The following is an 18417-nucleotide window of genomic DNA, read 5'->3' as shown; positions in this document are numbered from 1 at the left end:
TGGGGGCGTAGCGAAGCTGGTTTATCGCGCTGGCCTGTCACGCCGGAGATCGCGGGTTCGAGCCCCGTCGCTCCCGAAAAAGCTCACCGCCTTTAGTGGTGAGCTTTTTGTTTTTATGGCTACCTATTTACGGGCAGTAGCGCAGGGGTAGCGCGCTTGGTTCGGGACCAAGAAGTCGGGGGTTCAAATCCCCCCTGCCCGACTTAAAAGAATGGAGCAATTAAGCCGGCAAATAGACTTGCTAAGTTTACCTCTTCCGTTCCGAACTTTCTTTTTCTGATTTCAACTACAAGATAGATTATAGCCTTTATTTCATCCTTTAGGATTACAGGTACAAGAATGGTAGAATTCCAGTTGGGGATTCCCGTTATAGCGCTTCTTCCCGAAATGTTTTCCCAGTCTATTTTGCATAGCTCTTTTTTTTCGGACATAACTTCGATTATAAAGTCTCTATTTACGGGAAATTCCAGCTTTGAAACAGGTTTATATTTAAAGATTCTTTTAGGCCTCTTTTCCTTGACAGGGCATATAAAGATTCCTGAATCGGCGCCTGTACTGTCTATTATTTTTTCAAGACAAATTTCGAGCCTTTGTGTTTTTGATATGGAATGCCGTATGAGTGAAGCCGTATCGATAAAGCTTAGAATATTTTTTGTATCGTTTATGGTATTGCCTGTTAATATTCCGGCTAACCTATCTGCCTTTTTTTTGATAGATTCAAGATCTTCTTCCCATACGACTGTTTGATTCCTTCCCCAATTTTTTGCAGCATATAAGGCTTGGTCTACTTTTGACAATAGATCTTTTTCTGCTGTACCATGTGTGGGAAATACAGCTATACCCATGCTGATAGTTATCCTAATAGCCGGATTATCAAAATGCAACGCTTCTACTTGTTTTCTGATTTTTTCTGCTATTATTAAAGCTTGTTTTTTTTCCGTATTCGGGAGTAGAATAACAAATTCTTCTCCGCCGACTCGTCCGAGTATTTGTCCTTTTTTTAATACACCCAATGCAGTTTTAGCTGTCGCTTTTAAAACCGTATCACCCATCTGGTGCCCGAAGGTGTCGTTTACTTTTTTAAATTTATCCAGATCATACATTAGGATACTGAACGAGCTGTTACTTATTTTGGAAGCCCTTAAAATATCGGTTAATGCATTTTCAGTGTATTTTTTTGTGAGTGCCGATGTCAGTTTATCTGTAGCTGCTTCCTGTTGTACCTTATAACTTTCTATTAAAAATGAAAATATATTTTCAATGTTTAGGCAGAAACGTATTCCAAAATTGCCGAAGTTATTTATTTCTTTATTTGATACAAAAACCAAATAACCTGTTACAGTATTTCCTGTTTGATGATTATAAGAATTTATCGGAATAACAAGGTGTGACGAAATTTCGCTTTCTGTTTTAATATTTACCGTATTATATGTAGATGATTCTATTAATCTTGCAATTTTTTCTATAGTTCTATTTTGACCGAAATTAAATAAGGATTCAATTTTATCATTGGTTGTCGTAATAAATACATCAGCCGCATTTGCAAGTAAATTTAAAGCCGTAAAATTTAGAAGGTTGTTTATATTTTGTAAAAAATCATCTGAAAATTTTTCTATTATGTCATCAATAGACTTATTTTTAAATATACCGGATTGTTTTGTTTGCGATATAATATTAAAAATAAAAGCCGGATTATTTTTTAATTTTTCGACAGCATTTTTGGATAAAAGTTTTGCTATCTGTTTATAGGATAATAGTTCGTTAAATTTTGTATATTCAGGTTTTATTTTTCTGTTGATATAATCGTCTATTATCAATGAAGGTAATCCGTAGTGGTGAGAATTAAAATAACTTGCTTTGAATTTTAACGGTATTTTTTTTATAAAAATATTAATTAATTTCTGAGCTTCAACAAAGTTAATCATTGCCATGTTAATATTATTTTTTTTCAAATGGATCATCCCAAGCTTAATATTTATATCTATACTTAAATCCGTCATGTATTTATTTTCAAGAAGATACAAGGCTTCTGTCAGTTTTTTTTCCGAATTTTCAGGATATATATAGGCTTCTAAAAATAAAAGAGGAGCCTTTATTAAAGGTTGATTACTGTGGCAATTTATTCCAAGTATAATTTTAACTATTTTTTTAAAATCAATATCAGAACGGAATATGATAATTTTTCTTATAAGATAGACTAACTCATAAAACAAAAGATATATTCTTTCTAAAAATACTTGAGTTGAGGTTATTACCAAGAGTTCTTCTTCGAGTTTTTCAATTGAATTTATTTTGCCTTCTGCAATTTCATTTAAAGTAATGCACAATGATGAAAAAACCTCTAAAAGATCTTTAACATCTTTTTGATATTCGACATTTTTCTCAAAAATTTCGATATCAGTTTCAAAATGTCCCATGGCATAGTAAAAGTTTCTCTTTGTTTGTTTAAAAATACTTATATCGAGCGGATCTTTGTATATGCTTTTATTTTTAAGTATCTTCGATATTTCCAATTCGGATTCATCCACTTTGTCATACATACATAGTGACAGATAAATTTCATAAATAATAGTGTGAGCAAAAAATATTCTATCTGTATCAAAATTTTGCATCATTTTTTTTATAGACTGATTGCAGGCCTCGTAGGCCTTTTCATAATTAAATAAATGTAAATAGGCGACGCTTAAATTAAGTAATGCTAGAATTTCTGCAACAGTGTTACCCGATACATTATTGTTTTTTAAAATTCTTTCATAATATACTACTGATGCATCAAAGTTTTTGTATGCTCGTTCTTGGATGACTGCCAGATTATTGCATGCAGTATCTTCAATATTTGTATTGCCTATTTTTTTTGCATTTCTAAGAGTTTCCAAGTAAGTCCTTTCTGCCTCTTTATAGTTGCCTGAATATAGAAGATTTGTACCCAGATTTAATAGTGCTTTTGTTTTGAGCGATGTAAATTCCTTTGAATTACCGCACTTTAATATAATTTTTTTTGCTTCATCGGCGGCTTCAGCATATTTTTTATTATACTGTAAAAATGCTATTTTCGCTTTATCAAGTAATAATTGAGTATAAGTATCATTTGTTTCGGCTGTAAACTTTTTGGCTGTAGCTAATGATTTCGCTATTTGTTCAGATTTTTCATTAGATTGAATTTCTTGAATTGCTTTTATTATAAGAACTTGTGCTGCTGCTATTTTGTTTGAATCGAAGTTGCTAATTATTTTTTCGGCTATCTCTATTTTCTTTCTGCATCCTATCATATCTTCATTTTCTAAATATGATTCTGCAAGAATGAGGAGTATATCAAGTTTACTGTTTTTGTCGGTATTTGGGACAAACAAATAGACTTTTTCAAATATCTCTATATAAGCTATATGAGTGCATTGTTTTTTTATCTTGTCTTTATATTTTATACAATAATTAACCGCTTCTTCAAATAATTCCGATTTTTCTGCATGCCAGATAAACTCATTAATATTTATTGTTTTTTTTGTTTTTATTCTTTGTATAATTTTTTTATGTACTTCCAGCCTATAAGCATAATCAAGCTCATCATACAATGTTTTTTGTAAGATTTTATTTATAATCGAGTACTCATTTGCATGCTGCTTTGTTGTTTTTTTTATGATATTTTGTTCTAAGAGTTTTGGTATATATTTTTTAACGTCAGAGTCTGTTACATTCAGCATTTTCGGTAAAGATTCAGCTTTAAAACTTGTTTGGAAGATACATAGGTCTTTTAAAAAATGTAATTCATCTTTATTCAGATTTTTTATCTGCTTTCGTACAGACTGTTGTATATTGGTAGATATCGGTATCGGAATAGAAGGGTTAGATAACCTATCGGAGAGCTTACATAACTCCATTGACTTGTCTTTTTTTAGCTCTCCCGAAATAGTAAGTTCTTTTAGTGCTTCATTAATAAATAAGGGATTGCCGCTGGTATTTGAGTATATTTTTTTTAATAATATCTCCGGGATGTTTCTTATATTTATCGTATTTCGTATTAAAGCTTCAGTTTCTGCTTCAGATAAGCTTTGGAGGTTTATTTTTTTTATAGAAGTTTGATTTGACAAGGTTTTAATAAGTGTTTTTGCATTTTGATTATTATTAATAAGACTTTCATTGGCAGATTGTATCAGTATTATATTTTTTTTATCGGAATTTTCTATTGTTAAGTACAATATTGCTTTTGTTATGAATTCACTTATCAAATGTATATCATCGATTATAAAAACTATGGGTTGTGATAATGCATTTTCTAGTATTAAACCTGTTATTAAGTTTATAAGCTTGTATTTAAGTGCTTTTATTCGCTGTATATCTTCATTAATTTCTATTTCAGATTTTAAAGCATCAATAATGCTAGTAAGTTTTTTTTCATGATCTTTTTGAATTAAAGAATTTTTTAAAAATAAACTTTTAATGAGATACAGAATAAAGGTAATGTCGTCTATATTATTCAGGTTAGGAATATAATAAACATCCATTTTTTCAAGTAATAGTAAAAAATATATTTCGGATAAGAAATATGTTTTTCCTATACCGAAAGGACCTGTTATTAATATATTTTTATTTTCAGCTTTAGACGTCTTTGCTTGTTTAAATACTGAGAAAATTTCATTTTTTTCTTTTTTACGATTTATAGGAAATTGTTGATTTTTTATAATATTAATCGGGGTTGAGATATTGTAATCGGTATTTATACTGTAATTAATATCCGATATTATTTCATAAAAGGGGTAGGGTTTTTTTTGAGTTTTCGTGTATTGATTTTATTATATATTTTAAAAAAACATTTGTAAAGGTGTTTTTCGTTTTCGTCATTTAACCGGTTGGTTTCAATCTGTTGTAGTTCTTGAAAATATTTTTCATGATTTTTTATTATATTCTTTTTTAAGAATAGGGATAAAATGATTGTTTTTAAAATATCATGATTATAATTAAATGTGTAAATTTCTTCATTTGATAAAAGACCTATTTGGTCTGAATATTGATTTTTTTCTGTAACAAGATCTTTTGCTTTTATAAAAATTCGGCCGTTATTTTTTATCACATATATATTGGTTAGATCAAAGTTATTATATACTATTCCGTATGTTAGTAAATAGTTTAACTCTTTAAGTATTGCTGCAAATAATTCAAAAATGTCTTTTGTTGTGGCATCGGGTAGAAAATCCAATATGGGGATTTTTTTTTCTATATGCTCTATTGTGTATAAGTATATATCCTCATCTATTATTTTATTGTGTATACTTATTAACCGTGTAAAATCATAATTTTTTATATGAACGCTTTCTTTTAATTGTTTGATAAGAAGAAATTTTTCTCTGATAAATTGCATAAAATCTTCATCTAAATCTGAAGCATATATCAGTCTTAATTCAAGTTGTTCTCTGTTATCGGAGCCTAAATCATGGACAACAAAACCTGTATTAGTTTTTAATTCTATCGGGAGCTCTTTAATAATTCTATATCTGTTATTTAATATTTTCATCTGATCCTCCCTTATATATTTGCAGATATTATATCAGTTAAAAATGTAAAAAAAATAAATTTATTTAGGTTAAATTTGACATGCTTTTCGGGAGCCGCCAAATAAAATACTCCTATGATAGCCTCATTCTTGATTATAGGAGCGATCATTACGGAATTCCATTCCGGCATATTGGTTATGCTGTTTCTTTTTGCTATTGAATCCCAATCCACTTGGTAAATACCCGTGCCGTCCTCAGTAACCGTGTGGACCAACTGGTAATTGATCGGATAAGATTCAAACCCTATTTTTGCATTAATTTTAAAATTTAATTCGTTATTTTTTTTATTCTTGGATTTAAGAATAATGGCTCCGCTCTCGGCTTCAAAGAATTTTATTATTTTTGATATTAAAGTTTTTGATAGCTCTGTTTTTTTAATATTTGTTTTTAATATATCGCATAATTCTATTGTTGCGGATATATTCTCATTAAAAGAAGATTCATCAGCTATAATAACAGCGGCTTGGCTTGTTTCCTTTTTATTAATTATAGACGGTGCCCATACGGTACTTTTATTTCTTCCTGTATTTTTGGAGTGGTATAAGGCTTGATCCGCATTTGAAAGCAGCTCTGAAGTCGTTTTTCCGTGTTCGGGAAAGGTTGCAATCCCAAGGCTTATTGTTATGGCTGTATCGAATTCCGTAAAAACCAAGTTTTCTATTTTTTTTCTAAAATATTCGGCTGTTTTTAAGGCTTTTTGTGAGTCCGTATCGGGTAGAATGACAGTGAATTCTTCACCACCATATCTTCCCAATATCTGCCCTTGGCTTAAGGAGTCTAAAATAGTCTGAGTTACTCTTTTAAGAACAATATCGCCTACAAGATGTCCATAGGTATCATTTATATTTTTGAATTTATCCAAGTCATATAAAATAAGGGAGAATTTGGAATTTGAGTTATATAAGTTTTTGATAATATTTTTGAAAAAAACTTCAAAATATTTTCTTGTATAGGCCCCGGTTAAAGTATCATATGATGCTGATTGTTGAAATCGTTTACTTTCGACAAGCAATGTTAAAAGGTTGGAGTGCTTTTTACAAAAATATCTTCCTTCCTGTGAAAAATCATTTATTACATTTTCCGATATAAAAACCATAAACCCTAAAAGTTTATAATGATTTGATCCGAAATTCTTTTTATTAACCGGAATCACCATGCATGGCTTCTGTAATATGGTTTCTATTTTAGCTGTGTTTTGATATCCGAATTTTATTATAAAATCAAATATGTTTTGTAAATCTTTGTTTTGATCTTCGTTGTGTAAGATAAAAGACGGTTTGCCCGATGTACTTATTTCTAAAAAATCATAGGATGTGGCGATTATATTTAAAGCTAAGAATTTCATTATTTCCGATATATTTTGTGTATAGTTATCGGTAAAATTATTAACGATTTCAACCGGTGAGATGTGTTCATAACCTTCATTTTTTAGAAAGGTTTGTACTAATTTGTTTTTTAAGTTTTTATCTTTTTTTATGATATTTATATGTTTAGATTTTAAGATTTCTTTTAGTTCTGAATTGGTTGTCTTTTGGTTATATCTTTTTTCCTTTTGCAGAGGCTTCCCTTTTATAAAGTCTGAAACTATATCGAATGCCCTATTAAATTGCCAATTATTAAATAATCTTGCCTTGCATTTTTCAGGGGTATTTTTTAGTATTTCTAATATTTTGTTTTGAGCTTCCAGATAGTATATAATGGCCAGGTTTTGGATTCCGGCAGCATAATAGTAATCACCTAATGTCATATTAAGGAATAATGCAATATTTATCAACTTCTTAGGTTTAATGAGTTGAAGATTTTCTTGTAAGATATGTTCTGTCTCTGTTTTGTTTAAATATATATTTAAATAGTTCATTCCTGACTGCTGAAAATCATATAGATCGGGCATATTGAATTTTACTATCTGTAGTATTAATGGAGTAAAATCAATATCAGGTCGTTTTATAGTCGCAGTAATGAGTGTATCAAAGAAGTTTTTGGTAAGCTGTCTTATATTTTTTGTGCTATAATTTTTTATATTTATATATAAGTTAAAGATTTTTATTAAATTATTTATATCGGATTTTTTTCTTTGAATGATTCGTAATGTTTCCAGCATAAAATATACTATAAATAGTTGATGATCCGGCAGATGTTTTTTTAGCTTTATGCTTCTTTGTAAACAGACAATTGCCTTATTGGTATATCCGAATTCTTGGTACATTCTTGCCATGATAACATAAAATACACAATTATGCTGGTTCGCAGACTTTTTTTTGTTTTCTCGTACTGTTTTTATATATTCTTTTCTATACTCGCAAAATTCTTTATATCTACTTAAGTTTTGGGTTATCTCCATAAGTGTTGTAATGCATGGAATCTTTAGCATTACCATGTTATTGGCAAGTATTTTGTTCTCTGCCTCTTTTGCATATTCATACGCTTCATGGTTGCTTTGAATTTCACTTAACATTCGTGCATAATTAATTATGGAAACAGTTTCAATAGTCAAAAATCCTAATTTTTTGGCCAAACTTATAACATTCTTTGTATATGTGAGAGTCTTTTCAATATTTGAATATCTCTTCCAATGCATTATCGAGATATTATACATTGAAATAAGTTCTGTTTTTATATTATTAGATAAAGATGAAAGCTCTTTTGCTTTTTGAAAGCATTTAAAAGATGCTTTCTTCTTATTTTTTTTATCATAAAGATATCCTAAGAATATATAAGCTTCAGTTCTATAGCTAATATATTCAGACCGGTTTTTTGTTAGATTAAATATTTTATGAGTAGATTCTTTAAAATCACGATATTGCCGTTTTAAATGGTAGTATAAACACTTTGCATGTTGTAATCTTAGATTTACTATATCTTTAGATATTTTTGTATGTAATTCCGCCAGTTTGTTTACATAAAAATTAACTTTTTCTTCATTTGAAGTTTCGTACTCATACCTAGCCATTAAATTGTAATAGCACGACAAAAGATTTGCATCTTTTATTTTAGGCAACATTTCTTCAAGGCTTAATATAATTTCCGCTTCCTTATTTGTAATATTCATCTGATTATATAGTTCGAATATTTTTAAGAGGATCTGAAATTTAGCCTTTGTGCTTTGACCGGATATCATTGAAGTAATCTTTTCGTAAATTTTTATTGCAGCGTCCGGATTTTTTTCCTTCATATTTTTATTCACTATATCCAGACAGTAGTTTAATGCAGCCTTTTTATTCCCCGATTCTTTTAGATACCAAATAAGCTCATTTACATCAGTATCGGGTTCCTTTTGAAGAATTTGACTTATTTTTTTATGCTGTAACATTTTATTCTTAGGCGGCACCATTTGATACAAAATATTATGCATAATTTTATTGGTAATAGTGTATTCCAGTTTGTCTCCTGTCTTTATAACGGTGATCAAACCTTTATTTATAAGTTTATTTATATTTTTATCTATTTGTTTTGGCGACATAGATAGAATCTTATATAAATATTCTATTTTGAACTTGTTTTGAAATAAGGATACTTCAAGAAATACTTTTTTCTCGCTTGGGGAAAGAACATTTAATTGATTGGTTAAAACTTCTTCAATCGATTTTGGTATTCTATTTTGAAGTTTTTCATTGTATATTTCCTCCTTAATGAGCCATAAGCCTGTCAGCTTGTCCCTGTATATTGTTCCGGCATTGACAAATTCTTTTATCATTTCAATAATAAAAGATGGACAACCTGATGTATGCTTATATAGGACAGGACCAAAACTTAAAGGAAGATATTTTAATAGCATGATATTTTTTAACATCTCTATGGTTTCTTCTTTTGAAAAATAATTTAGTTCAAAAGTTTGACATTTTTCATAATTGTTCAAGATGTTTAAAAAAGATTCGAATTTAGGTGAAACAGGGGTGACAGCTTCATCATAAGACAAAATAACTCCAAATCTTTCAAGCTCCGTAATTTCAGTGGCTAAATATAGAATCGTATCCAGCATAAAATCGTTTGCGAATTCTACATCATCTATAATTAGGAATACAGGCAGTTGTCCGATTGTTTTAAAAAATAAGTTTTTCCCTTCATTAAAAAGTTTAAACTTCATGTAATCATATTCTTTTTCCGTATTAATGGCAAGTTTACGATCCCGTATTAGTTTTGTATTTTTTATTAGATTTTCTCTTTCATCCATATCTTGGGCCGAATATGAATTTAAGAATATTTTTCCTAAAAAGTCATCCCAAAATTGATCCGGACTGGAATTCCTTAAATTATAATTAGCATATATATTTGTCCTTTCTAAGGCTAAACGGTATTCGGCTTCTTTTAAAAACCTTGTTTTACCTGTCCCCTGAGTACCCTTGATAAGAAATACCTGTTTCTTTGCCTTTCTTGACTGTATCTCAACTCTGGCCTGCGATACCATATTTATTTCTTTTTGTTTTCCTACTATTTTAGGACGGAAAGTTATACTGTTAAGGGGCAGAATAATATCTGCAAGGTAGTTTCTATTAAGTTTTCTATTTATATCTTGAATTATGGTGTGTATTCTAATTTTCTGATTTTTATCTTTATGATGAATGTATTTTTTTGCTATTTCATATAGTGCTGTAAAAATATCTTCATTTTTTTTATTAAACTTTTTATTTTTATAAACCGTTTTTAATTTGGTAAGCGTAGATGAAACGCTTGTTTTAAGTTCTTGTCCTGCAAGAAGTGTAACTATAAAAGAAATAACGGTATCTATATTTTCATTGGTTTCCGTGTAATCTTTGGTCTCGTTAAACCGTATTGATGTGCTGTTTTCAAGTTTCGCCGACACGATATCCTTTATTCTGACTGTAAAATCGTCTTTTTCTTTGACTATCATTACATTATCGTGAGCGAACATCTCATACTCAAATCCAATGTTACTCGCATGAACAAGACTCTGGCATACCGATACGACGATTTTGAGAATATCCTCCATTGAACATTTTTGTATAAATTCAAAAACCGGTACTGCATTTTCAAGATGCTCAGTAGTGAAAATATATAAAATTTCATCGGGATTTGAATGGGGCAAGGAAGGGTAGGACAAGTATAAACTGGAAAATCCGTAATTTTTAAGATGAAAATAATTATCGATAGTGCTTATGGTAATAAAATTGTCTTTAAAAAAATCAAGTACTTCTTTTTTTAGCTCTAGGGATGATACAATTTTTAAGTTGATTTTTTTGCTTTCCGACCATAAGTCTGCGGCCAGAAATTCCTGCACATAAGGCATTGAGTTGCTTATTTTTTTAATAATCTTGTATCGACTATTGATGATCTCCATAGACTAAACCAGGTCTGTGATTTAGTAAAAATGTAATCACAGCAACCAAATAATTTTATCATATTTTATCAAAAAAGTCTAGTCTTTTAAATCTTTGGATTTTTGATTTTCGAAAACTTACATGTTTGGAGCCCCTTTGTCAAATTTAAAAACTTGTGTTACAATAAACCTATGCTGATTTCCGAAATACAGGGTCCTCTTACAAATATTGCCGGAGTAGGTGCTGCCGCAGTCTCACAGCTAAAAAGGCTTGGCGTAGAAAATGCCGGAGACCTTTTAAGGCTTTTCCCGCGGGATTGGGAAGACCGCTCGAAGATAAACGTTCTTTTGGATTGGAACAAGTTTCAAAAAATTCACGTAGAAATTACAGTTGCAGGCCATGAATGGTTCGGCTTCGGAAAGATGAAAACCTTAAAGCTGATAGTTGCCGACAAAAACGGAATGACGGCCTCCCTTATATGCTTTAACCGCCCTTTTTTAGAAAAAAGCTTCCCTGTCGGGGCTCGCGCCTTTGTATATGGCTCTTTTTACCGCAAATACGGGGAGATTCAGTCCTCCGCATTCGATCTTGAAAAACCCGAAAACATGCAGTCAAAGATTCTTCCCGTTTATCCCCTGACTTCAGGGCTTGGACAGGCAAAACTGCGGAAAATAATTGCTTCCGCCCTAAAAATGTATGCCCACGGCATAGATTCCGAGCTTCCCGAGTCTATTTTACAAAAATACGGCCTTCCGCCTAAGCAGGAAGTGCTTTTTATGCTCCATACTCCAAAATCTATGGCTGAGGTAGAAAAAGGCCGCTATGCCCTCATCTTTGAAGAGTTTTTTTTGTTTCAATATGCCATAGGGATGCGCTCTATTGAAAGGCGAGGAAGGCTTCCCAATCTTGAAGATGAAAGAAATATAGATAAAACCGTCAAAAAAGAACCTGTTTTAAGGCCTCTTCAAAGTTCTCTTTTGGAAAGGCTCAACTTTAAGCTTACTCAAGACCAGCTTTCGGTTTGTGCCGAAATAAACGAAGACTTGGACGGCCCTAATCCCATGGCCCGCCTTATGCAGGGAGATGTCGGTTCGGGGAAGACCCTTGTTGCCTTTTTAGCCTGCTTAAAGGTAATAGAACAGGGGGGGCAAACGGCATTTTTAGCTCCTACGGAGCTTTTAGCCCGCCAACATGCCGAAAATGCTGCCCGTCTCTTGGAGCCCCTCGGTATCCGCCTTGCCTTTTTAACCGGAAATACCAAGGCCAAAGGAAGGAGCAGGCTTTTACAGGAATTGCAAAAGGGAAATATCGATTTGATAATCGGCACCCATTCTCTTTTTTCTCAAGGGGTGCAGTATAAAAATTTGAGGCTTGCCGTAATCGATGAGCAGCATCGTTTCGGCGTTCTCCAGCGCTCGGCCATAATACAAAAGGGAGCTGAGAGCAATGAAGAAAAGCGGAGTCCCCATCTTCTTATGATGAGTGCGACCCCCATTCCCCGCACCCTAGCTCTTTCTATCTTCGGAGATTTGGATATTTCGACCATTAAAACCATGCCGCCCGGAAGAAAGCCGATTATTACCTATGTTGCGGGGGAGGATAAGGCCGAAAGGGTTTATAACTTTATAGGACAAGAGATTCTACAGGGCAGACAGGCTTATTTTGTATACCCTTTAATAGAAGAAAATGAAGACCTTTCCTTAAAATCGGCCGAAAGGATGTTTGAGGAATTAAAGACGGGCTTTCCCAATCATAGTTTGGCTTTGATTCACTCCAAGGTTGCGGAAGAAGAACAAAAAAGAATTATGGAAGAATTTAGGTCTGGGAAACTTAATATACTCGTTGCGACCTCTGTGGTAGAAGTCGGTGTGGACGTTCCCAATGCAACCTGTATGGTAATAGAACATGCCGACAGGTTCGGTCTTTCAGCCCTTCATCAGCTTCGCGGAAGGGTCGGGCGTGGAGACCTGCAAGCCTATTGTTTTTTAATTTACGGAAAAAAAATTACCGAGGACGGAAGGGCTCGGCTAACCGTAATGAAGGAAACAAATGACGGCTTTATAATTGCCGAAGAAGATTTAAGGCTCCGCGGCCCGGGAGATATAGGAGGGGTTGAGCAGTCGGGCTATCACCTAGGCTTTACAATTGCCGATCCTGCCCGCGATTTTAAAATCTTGCAGGAAGCCCGCTCCGCTGCCTTTGAACTCCTCGAACAAACTAAATTTTAGAAAGATTCTGGCAACTGTTAGAAATACCGGTCTAACATAGATAGGTTTAACATCGTCTGTTGTTAATATATAAAATATATACTTATGGACTTACACGTATTTATATGCTATAATTATACGTGTGAGGTGATATATGTTGGCAAAGCTTACATTGACTATAGAGCAGTCTGTAATAGAACAGGCAAAGGAATATGCTCAAAAAAAGAATAGGAGTGTTTCTCGAATTGTAGAAGAGTATCTGAAAAATATCGTAACCAATCATGACATAGGTACTTCTTTTTCTAAAATGAAATCACCGATAACCGATAGCATTTCGGGAATGTTTCATGATAATGGAAAATCTTATAAAGATATGCTCAGTGAAGCATTGCAGGATAAATATTTATGATAAAAAGGGTCTTTATTGATACAGATATTATCCTTGATGTTGCATTAGCTCGGGAACCGTTTTTTACTGCCAGTAAAATCATATTAGCAATGGCAGAAAATAATATTATCATAGGAAATATTTCATCGAATTGTGTTGCCAATATTTATTATATATTGAGAAAATCCGGCGGTGATAATAAGGCGAGAAAATTTATACTAAATATAGTTAAGTATATAACCGTAATAGTAATCAATCACCGGAATGTATTAGACTCACTAAGATCAAAATTTTCTGATTTTGAAGATGCATTACAACACTCTTCGGCTGTAGAGAACCAATGCGAATATATAATAACCAGAAATATTGAAGACTACAAAAATGCAAAAATAAAAGTCCTGTTGCCGGAAGAATTTATCGGAATGTTCTAATACGGATAAAAAAATTCTTTTGCAAAACGTTTTTTATATTTTAGAAAGCTGGTTTATGAGGCCTGCCATATCCTTAGGGTAATCCGCACTTATTTCGATTTTTTCCTTGCTTATAGGATGAAAGAATTTTAAGGAATGAGCGTGGAGGGCAAGACGAGAGATTATAGGACGCTCCTCATATTTGTCGCCTCTCCAATTTTTTTTTAAGGCCGATATGTAGACGGGCTCTCCGTTTCCGTAAAGATTATCGCATAGGATAGGAAGCCCAAGGTGTTTTAGGTGAGCCCTTATTTGATGGGTTCTGCCCGTTATGGGACGGGCTTCCAAAAGGCAAAAGCGGCTGAATCTTTTAAGAAGGCTGAATTCGGTTAAAGACTCTTTTCCTTTTTTTTCGTCTATGACGGTGCGGTGCAGCTTGTCCCCATCTATTCTAAGTTTTTCCTCAGCCTTAAAATTTTCTTCTTGAGGAATACCGGCTGATACCGCATGATAGATTTTTTCGATTTTGCGGTTTTGAAAATCATCGTTTAAAGTTTTATGGGCTTCCGCATTTAGGGCATAGATGATGAGGCCTGAAGTTTCCTTATCGAGCCTGTGGACAGGATAAATTTTCCTCTCGCCCTTATCCTTGTAAAGTTCTTCAAGTATCTTATCAAGGCGGGGAGCTTCGCTGTCCCAGCGGTCGGCTCCTACGAGGAGGCCGGCATTTTTATTTACAATGAGAATATCCTTATCTTCATATAAGATTTCATAAAGTTTTTTTTTCATTATAATTCCAAGTTTGTGATTTTTAGTCTTGATTGCCGGTTAGAAAGCTGTCGGTACCTTTCCGTAAAAAAGGCTCAAGGCTCCATCGGCCGAAATTAAAACTTCTTCTTTTGTATCGCCGTTTGTGTCATCACCTGCCTCAAAAATAATCAAGTCCAATTTATCAAGATTAAAATCTTTTTTTTCGTTGACTGTTTCGGCACTAAGCAAGGCTTTGGTATTGTACAAAAAAATCCAGCCGATTTCTCCCTTCGATACCGAAAACTTTAAAACCGAATTTTTGTTTAGGGCAAAATTTTTTACTTCCGTTTCTACACCGTCTTTTACCATGAGGTTAAAATCCCTTACCCTTCCCATGCTGACCGTTTTTGCTCCGCCGTCAAAGGCATAGACTTCGTAGGGCTTAAGTTTGGTAAAGTTTTTTTCGTCATGGCTTATTTTTAAGTCCCCATTTAAGGGAGAAATAAAACGGAAAAATCCCGGAAGAGGGGTAAAGTCTGATCTATCCAAATCGACGGTAGCGGAGCTTAATCGGAATAAAAAATCCCTTTTTTTGTAATCGGCTTCACGCGGATAAATAAAAAGCTCCGTTGTGGTGCCTCCGCTCCAGTTTGAAGTTTTAAAATCTTTTTCTCTATAATGTGTAATTTTCATAAGTTAAATCCTTTTTGCGATTAACGATAAAATATTATCCCGTCCGGTTTTTTTTGCAGCAGAGCTTATTATAATGAGCTCTTCGTCAAAGTTAAAGAAGTCTGCCCAATCATTTTTTGCCTTTATCTGATCATTTTTGCCTATCTTATCGGCCTTGGTTCCGACTATTACAACCTCAATATTTAAGCCGTGAAAAAAGCCGATACTTTCTTTTTCGGTTTCTGTAGGTTCTCTCCTCATGTCCATTAAAAAAAAGATGATCTTTAAGAGGGGGCGGTTTGTACAATATTCATAGAGCATCTTGTCGATTTGCAAGGTCATGCCGCCTGAAAGTTTTGCATAGCCGTAGCCCGGAAGGTCTGTGAGCACAAACATATCTTTTGGAGCCGGCCCTGAAAACTTTTTTGTCTTGGGGTTAAAATTTAAAGAGGCCGGCCGGTTTACCAAGAAGAAATTTACTTCCCGCGTCATTCCGGGGCGGGAGCCTGTCTTGACCAAATTTTTTCTGTTGACAAGCATATTTATAAGGCTCGACTTTCCCGCATTGGAGCGCCCGAAAAAAGCGAATTCCGAAACACCGATTTCCGGAAACTGTTCCGCCTTAACGGCTCCCTTTATAAATTCAGCATTTATAATTTTCATAAAAGGAATTCCGAAAAGGCTTTGAGAGCAGGAGGCATGTCGTTTGAAAGCACCTTCTTTGCAAGGGTTTTTCCGAGCTGAACGCCCTCTTGGTCAAAGCTGTTTAAGTTCCAGATAAAACCTTGGAACATCACCTTGTTTTCGTAATGGGCAAGGAGGGCACCGAGGTTTTCGGGGTTTAGCTCTTCCCCATAGATTAAACTTGCGGGGCGGTTGCCTGCAAAGTCCTTGTTTTTGTTTTCATCGGTTTTTCCTGCTGCAAAGGCCATAATTTGGGCTGCCAAATTTGCATTCAGTTTTTGCATATTGGTTGAGCCCTCGCTTTCGATATCAAGACCGATTTGGCTTTTTTTAAAGCCTATAAACTGCAAGGGGATTATATCGCTTCCCTGATGAAGGAGCTGATAAAAAGAATGTTGTCCGTTTGTGCCCGGCTCTCCGAAAATTACAGGGCCCGTTTTATAGGAAACTTTTTCGCCGAAACGGTTTACCGTTTTTCCGTTCGATTCCATGTCCAGCTGCTGGAGGTGGGCAGGGAAGCGGGAAAGGGCCTGACTGTATGGAAGAATGGCTGTCGCCGAGCAGCCTAAAATGTTTCTTTCATAAACACCGAGGAGGGCATCCAAGAGGCTTGCATTTTCTTTTATGTTTTTGTTTAGTGAAAGCTTATCTCCTTCTGCAGCTCCTTTTAAAAAGGCCTCCACCGTTTCCATACCGAAGGCAAGAGCGAGCACTGCCGCTCCGCAAACCGAAGTTGAAGAATATCTTCCGCCTATAAAATCGTCCATATAAAAGGAAGTAAGATAGTCGGGGTTATTTGCTAGGGGGCTTGTTTCGCTTGTAACGGCAAGCATTTGTTTTTTGCAGTCAAGACCGTTTTTTTCGAGAACTGATTTTACAAATCTTTCGTTTGCCAGAGTTTCTTGAGTTGTGCCGCTTTTTGAAACGAGGATAAAAAGGGTGCTTGCAAGATTTATGGAGTTTAAAACTTCGGCTGCATCGTCGGGGTCTACATTGGAAATAAAATGAGCCCTCATCTTTTTCTTTGCCCGATTTTTTAAGGCTATGTACATGGCTCTGGGGCCTAAGTCCGAGCCGCCTATGCCGATCTGAACCACATCGGTAAAGACTTTTCCTTGAGAGGTTTTAATCTTGCCGGAATGAACAGCCTCGGAAAATTCTTTTATTTTTTTTAGCTCGTTGAGGTAAAAGCTCCTCATGTTTACGCCCTTATAAACTACATCATTTTTTAATTGGCCGCGGGTGAGCTGATGGAGTACCATACGGTTTTCGCCGGTATTTATAAAATCCCCGTTTAATAAGAGCTCATATTTTTCGATCAGCTTTTGCTCATCGGCGAGGGACTGCAAAGCCTTAAGAATTTCATCGTTTACAGGCTTGGCCGCATAATTGTATTTGAGGTTTCCGCCCATTTTAACCGAATAATTTTTTACTCTTTTAACCGAATTTTCAGTATCGAAAATATCTGCGAGTTTTAAATTTTCAGCTTGTTCTTTATGAGCTTTTTGTAATTGTGTAAAAGATGTACACTTATCTAAATTTTTCCATTCCATAAATTCTATTCTAACCCTTTTTGAGAAAAAAAACAACTCATAGATTAAAGTGCAAAGTTCAAGCTTACTTTTGCCTATTGACAAAAACGGATTAAAGCTACATCATATAAGGCATGAAGCTATCTAATATTTTTACATCATCGCGGCTGGTGCTGGCGCCCATCATCTATGTTTTGTATTTTCTGCCGGATTGGATTCCTTTTATAAGCCCTAAAATTACCATTCTTATTATAATTCCGATTTTTATCTTTATGGAATTTACCGATTTTTTGGACGGCTATTATGCAAGGCTGCATAATCAGGTGGATGATTTCGGAAAAATATTTGATCCCTTTGCGGATGTAGTTGCAAATGTAACGGTGTTATTTTGTTTTTTGATGGACGGCTTTTTGTTTGCTCCCTTCTTTTTGATTATAGTTTACCGCGAGTTCGGTATTATGTTTTTGAGGATGAAGGCCCGCGGCGAAGGCATAACGATAGGAGCCAAGATGGGCGGAAAAACGAAGACCGTTCTTTACATTATAGCGGCAAGCGTTTCGATGTTTTTAAAACTTGAAAAGATTTACACATTTTTACCGCCGGCCATTAGCCGATACATTCTTTATTTTAACTGGCTTCTTTATTTTGCGGCGGTCATCTTGTCGCTTGCTTCATTTACCGATTATATTACTTCATATTTAAATAAAAGGAGAACTGCTGATGAATAATCAGGACGAATTCAAATTTGAAATTACAAAAAGCTACGGAGTTATCTCCGCGGGAAAGGGCGGTTGGAACACCGAACTCAACGAGGTCTCATGGAACGGCCGAGATCCTAAATTCGATATAAGGCCTTGGTCTCCCGATCACCAAAAAATGGGAAAAGGAATTACCCTTACAAGGGATGAGCTTATAGCTTTAAAGAAACTTTTGGACGAGGCCGGGATCTAGC

General features: G+C 34.2%; 12 protein-coding genes and 2 tRNA genes. 7 read left to right on the top strand and 7 right to left on the bottom strand.

Annotated features, from left to right (window positions below; translation table 11 throughout):
* The first annotated feature begins 1 nt into the window (after position 1).
* Positions 2–76: transfer RNA gene (locus tag TDE_RS12165), tRNA-Asp, on the top strand.
* A 54-nt stretch (positions 77–130) separates the two neighbouring features.
* Positions 131–202, top strand: a tRNA-Pro gene (locus TDE_RS12160).
* Between the two features lies 1 nt (position 203).
* Here TDE_RS12160 and TDE_RS12155 read toward each other — a convergent pair.
* The 3 genes from TDE_RS12155 to TDE_RS12150 all read right to left on the bottom strand — a co-directional run bounded on the left by TDE_RS12155 (position 204) and on the right by TDE_RS12150 (position 10842).
* Positions 204–4499, bottom strand: a complete 4296-nt coding sequence (locus TDE_RS12155; RefSeq protein ID WP_010957267.1) for a diguanylate cyclase — start codon at positions 4497–4499, stop codon at positions 204–206.
* 236 nt (positions 4500–4735) lie between these two features.
* The gene (locus tag TDE_RS13325) at positions 4736–5506 is read right to left on the bottom strand and encodes a hypothetical protein (protein ID WP_002680565.1); all 771 of its coding nucleotides are present in this window, start codon (positions 5504–5506) and stop codon (positions 4736–4738) included.
* A gap of 11 nt (positions 5507–5517) precedes the next feature.
* The gene (locus TDE_RS12150) at positions 5518–10842 is read right to left on the bottom strand and encodes a diguanylate cyclase (RefSeq protein WP_002680563.1); all 5325 of its coding nucleotides are present in this window, start codon (positions 10840–10842) and stop codon (positions 5518–5520) included.
* A gap of 171 nt (positions 10843–11013) precedes the next feature.
* Here TDE_RS12150 and recG point away from each other — a divergent pair, with 171 nt between their 5' ends.
* From recG to TDE_RS12135, 3 genes are all read left to right on the top strand, one after another.
* On the top strand, positions 11014–13050 hold the full coding sequence (recG, locus tag TDE_RS12145) for an ATP-dependent DNA helicase RecG (RefSeq protein WP_002680562.1): 2037 nt from the start codon (positions 11014–11016) through the stop codon (positions 13048–13050).
* 133 nt (positions 13051–13183) lie between these two features.
* Positions 13184–13438 (top strand): DUF6364 family protein, encoded by a 255-nt coding sequence (locus TDE_RS12140; protein ID WP_002676042.1) that lies wholly within the window; start codon positions 13184–13186, stop codon positions 13436–13438.
* Positions 13435–13848 carry a PIN domain-containing protein gene (locus TDE_RS12135; protein ID WP_002680561.1) on the top strand — a complete coding sequence of 138 codons (414 nt, stop codon included), beginning with the start codon at positions 13435–13437 and terminating at the stop codon, positions 13846–13848. Before TDE_RS12140 ends, TDE_RS12135 begins: the two co-directional genes overlap by 4 nt.
* Positions 13849–13881: 33 nt before the next feature.
* Here the strand turns inward: TDE_RS12135 and TDE_RS12130 are convergent, their stop codons facing one another.
* Genes TDE_RS12130 through TDE_RS12115 form a run of 4 tightly spaced genes read right to left on the bottom strand, consistent with a single transcriptional unit; the run spans position 13882 to position 17486 of the window.
* Positions 13882–14616 (bottom strand): RluA family pseudouridine synthase, encoded by a 735-nt coding sequence (locus TDE_RS12130; protein ID WP_002680560.1) that lies wholly within the window; start codon positions 14614–14616, stop codon positions 13882–13884.
* 39 nt (positions 14617–14655) lie between these two features.
* The gene (locus tag TDE_RS12125; protein ID WP_002680559.1) at positions 14656–15270 is read right to left on the bottom strand and encodes a HutD family protein; all 615 of its coding nucleotides are present in this window, start codon (positions 15268–15270) and stop codon (positions 14656–14658) included.
* A 3-nt stretch (positions 15271–15273) separates the two neighbouring features.
* Positions 15274–15912, bottom strand: coding sequence for a ribosome biogenesis GTP-binding protein YihA/YsxC (yihA, locus tag TDE_RS12120; protein ID WP_002680558.1), 639 nt, complete (start codon positions 15910–15912; stop codon positions 15274–15276).
* Positions 15909–17486: a glucose-6-phosphate isomerase gene (locus tag TDE_RS12115; RefSeq protein WP_002680556.1), complete on the bottom strand. Its 1578-nt coding sequence runs from the start codon at positions 17484–17486 to the stop codon at positions 15909–15911. The genes yihA and TDE_RS12115 overlap by 4 nt, the downstream gene beginning before the upstream one ends.
* Before the next feature lie 113 nt (positions 17487–17599).
* Between TDE_RS12115 and pgsA the strand changes: the two genes are divergently transcribed.
* The gene (gene pgsA, locus TDE_RS12110) at positions 17600–18193 is read left to right on the top strand and encodes a CDP-diacylglycerol--glycerol-3-phosphate 3-phosphatidyltransferase (RefSeq protein ID WP_002667297.1); all 594 of its coding nucleotides are present in this window, start codon (positions 17600–17602) and stop codon (positions 18191–18193) included.
* Entirely contained in the window at positions 18186–18416 is a 231-nt protein-coding gene (locus tag TDE_RS12105) for a YdbC family protein (protein ID WP_002667298.1), read from the top strand. Before pgsA ends, TDE_RS12105 begins: the two co-directional genes overlap by 8 nt.
* Position 18417: the final 1 nt, after the last annotated feature.

Origin of the sequence: Treponema denticola ATCC 35405 (assembly GCF_000008185.1) — a bacterium.
Lineage (GTDB): Bacteria > Spirochaetota > Spirochaetia > Treponematales > Treponemataceae > Treponema_B > Treponema_B denticola.
Note: the sequence above shows the minus strand (reverse complement) of the source record. Positions and strands in the feature narration are given on the sequence as shown.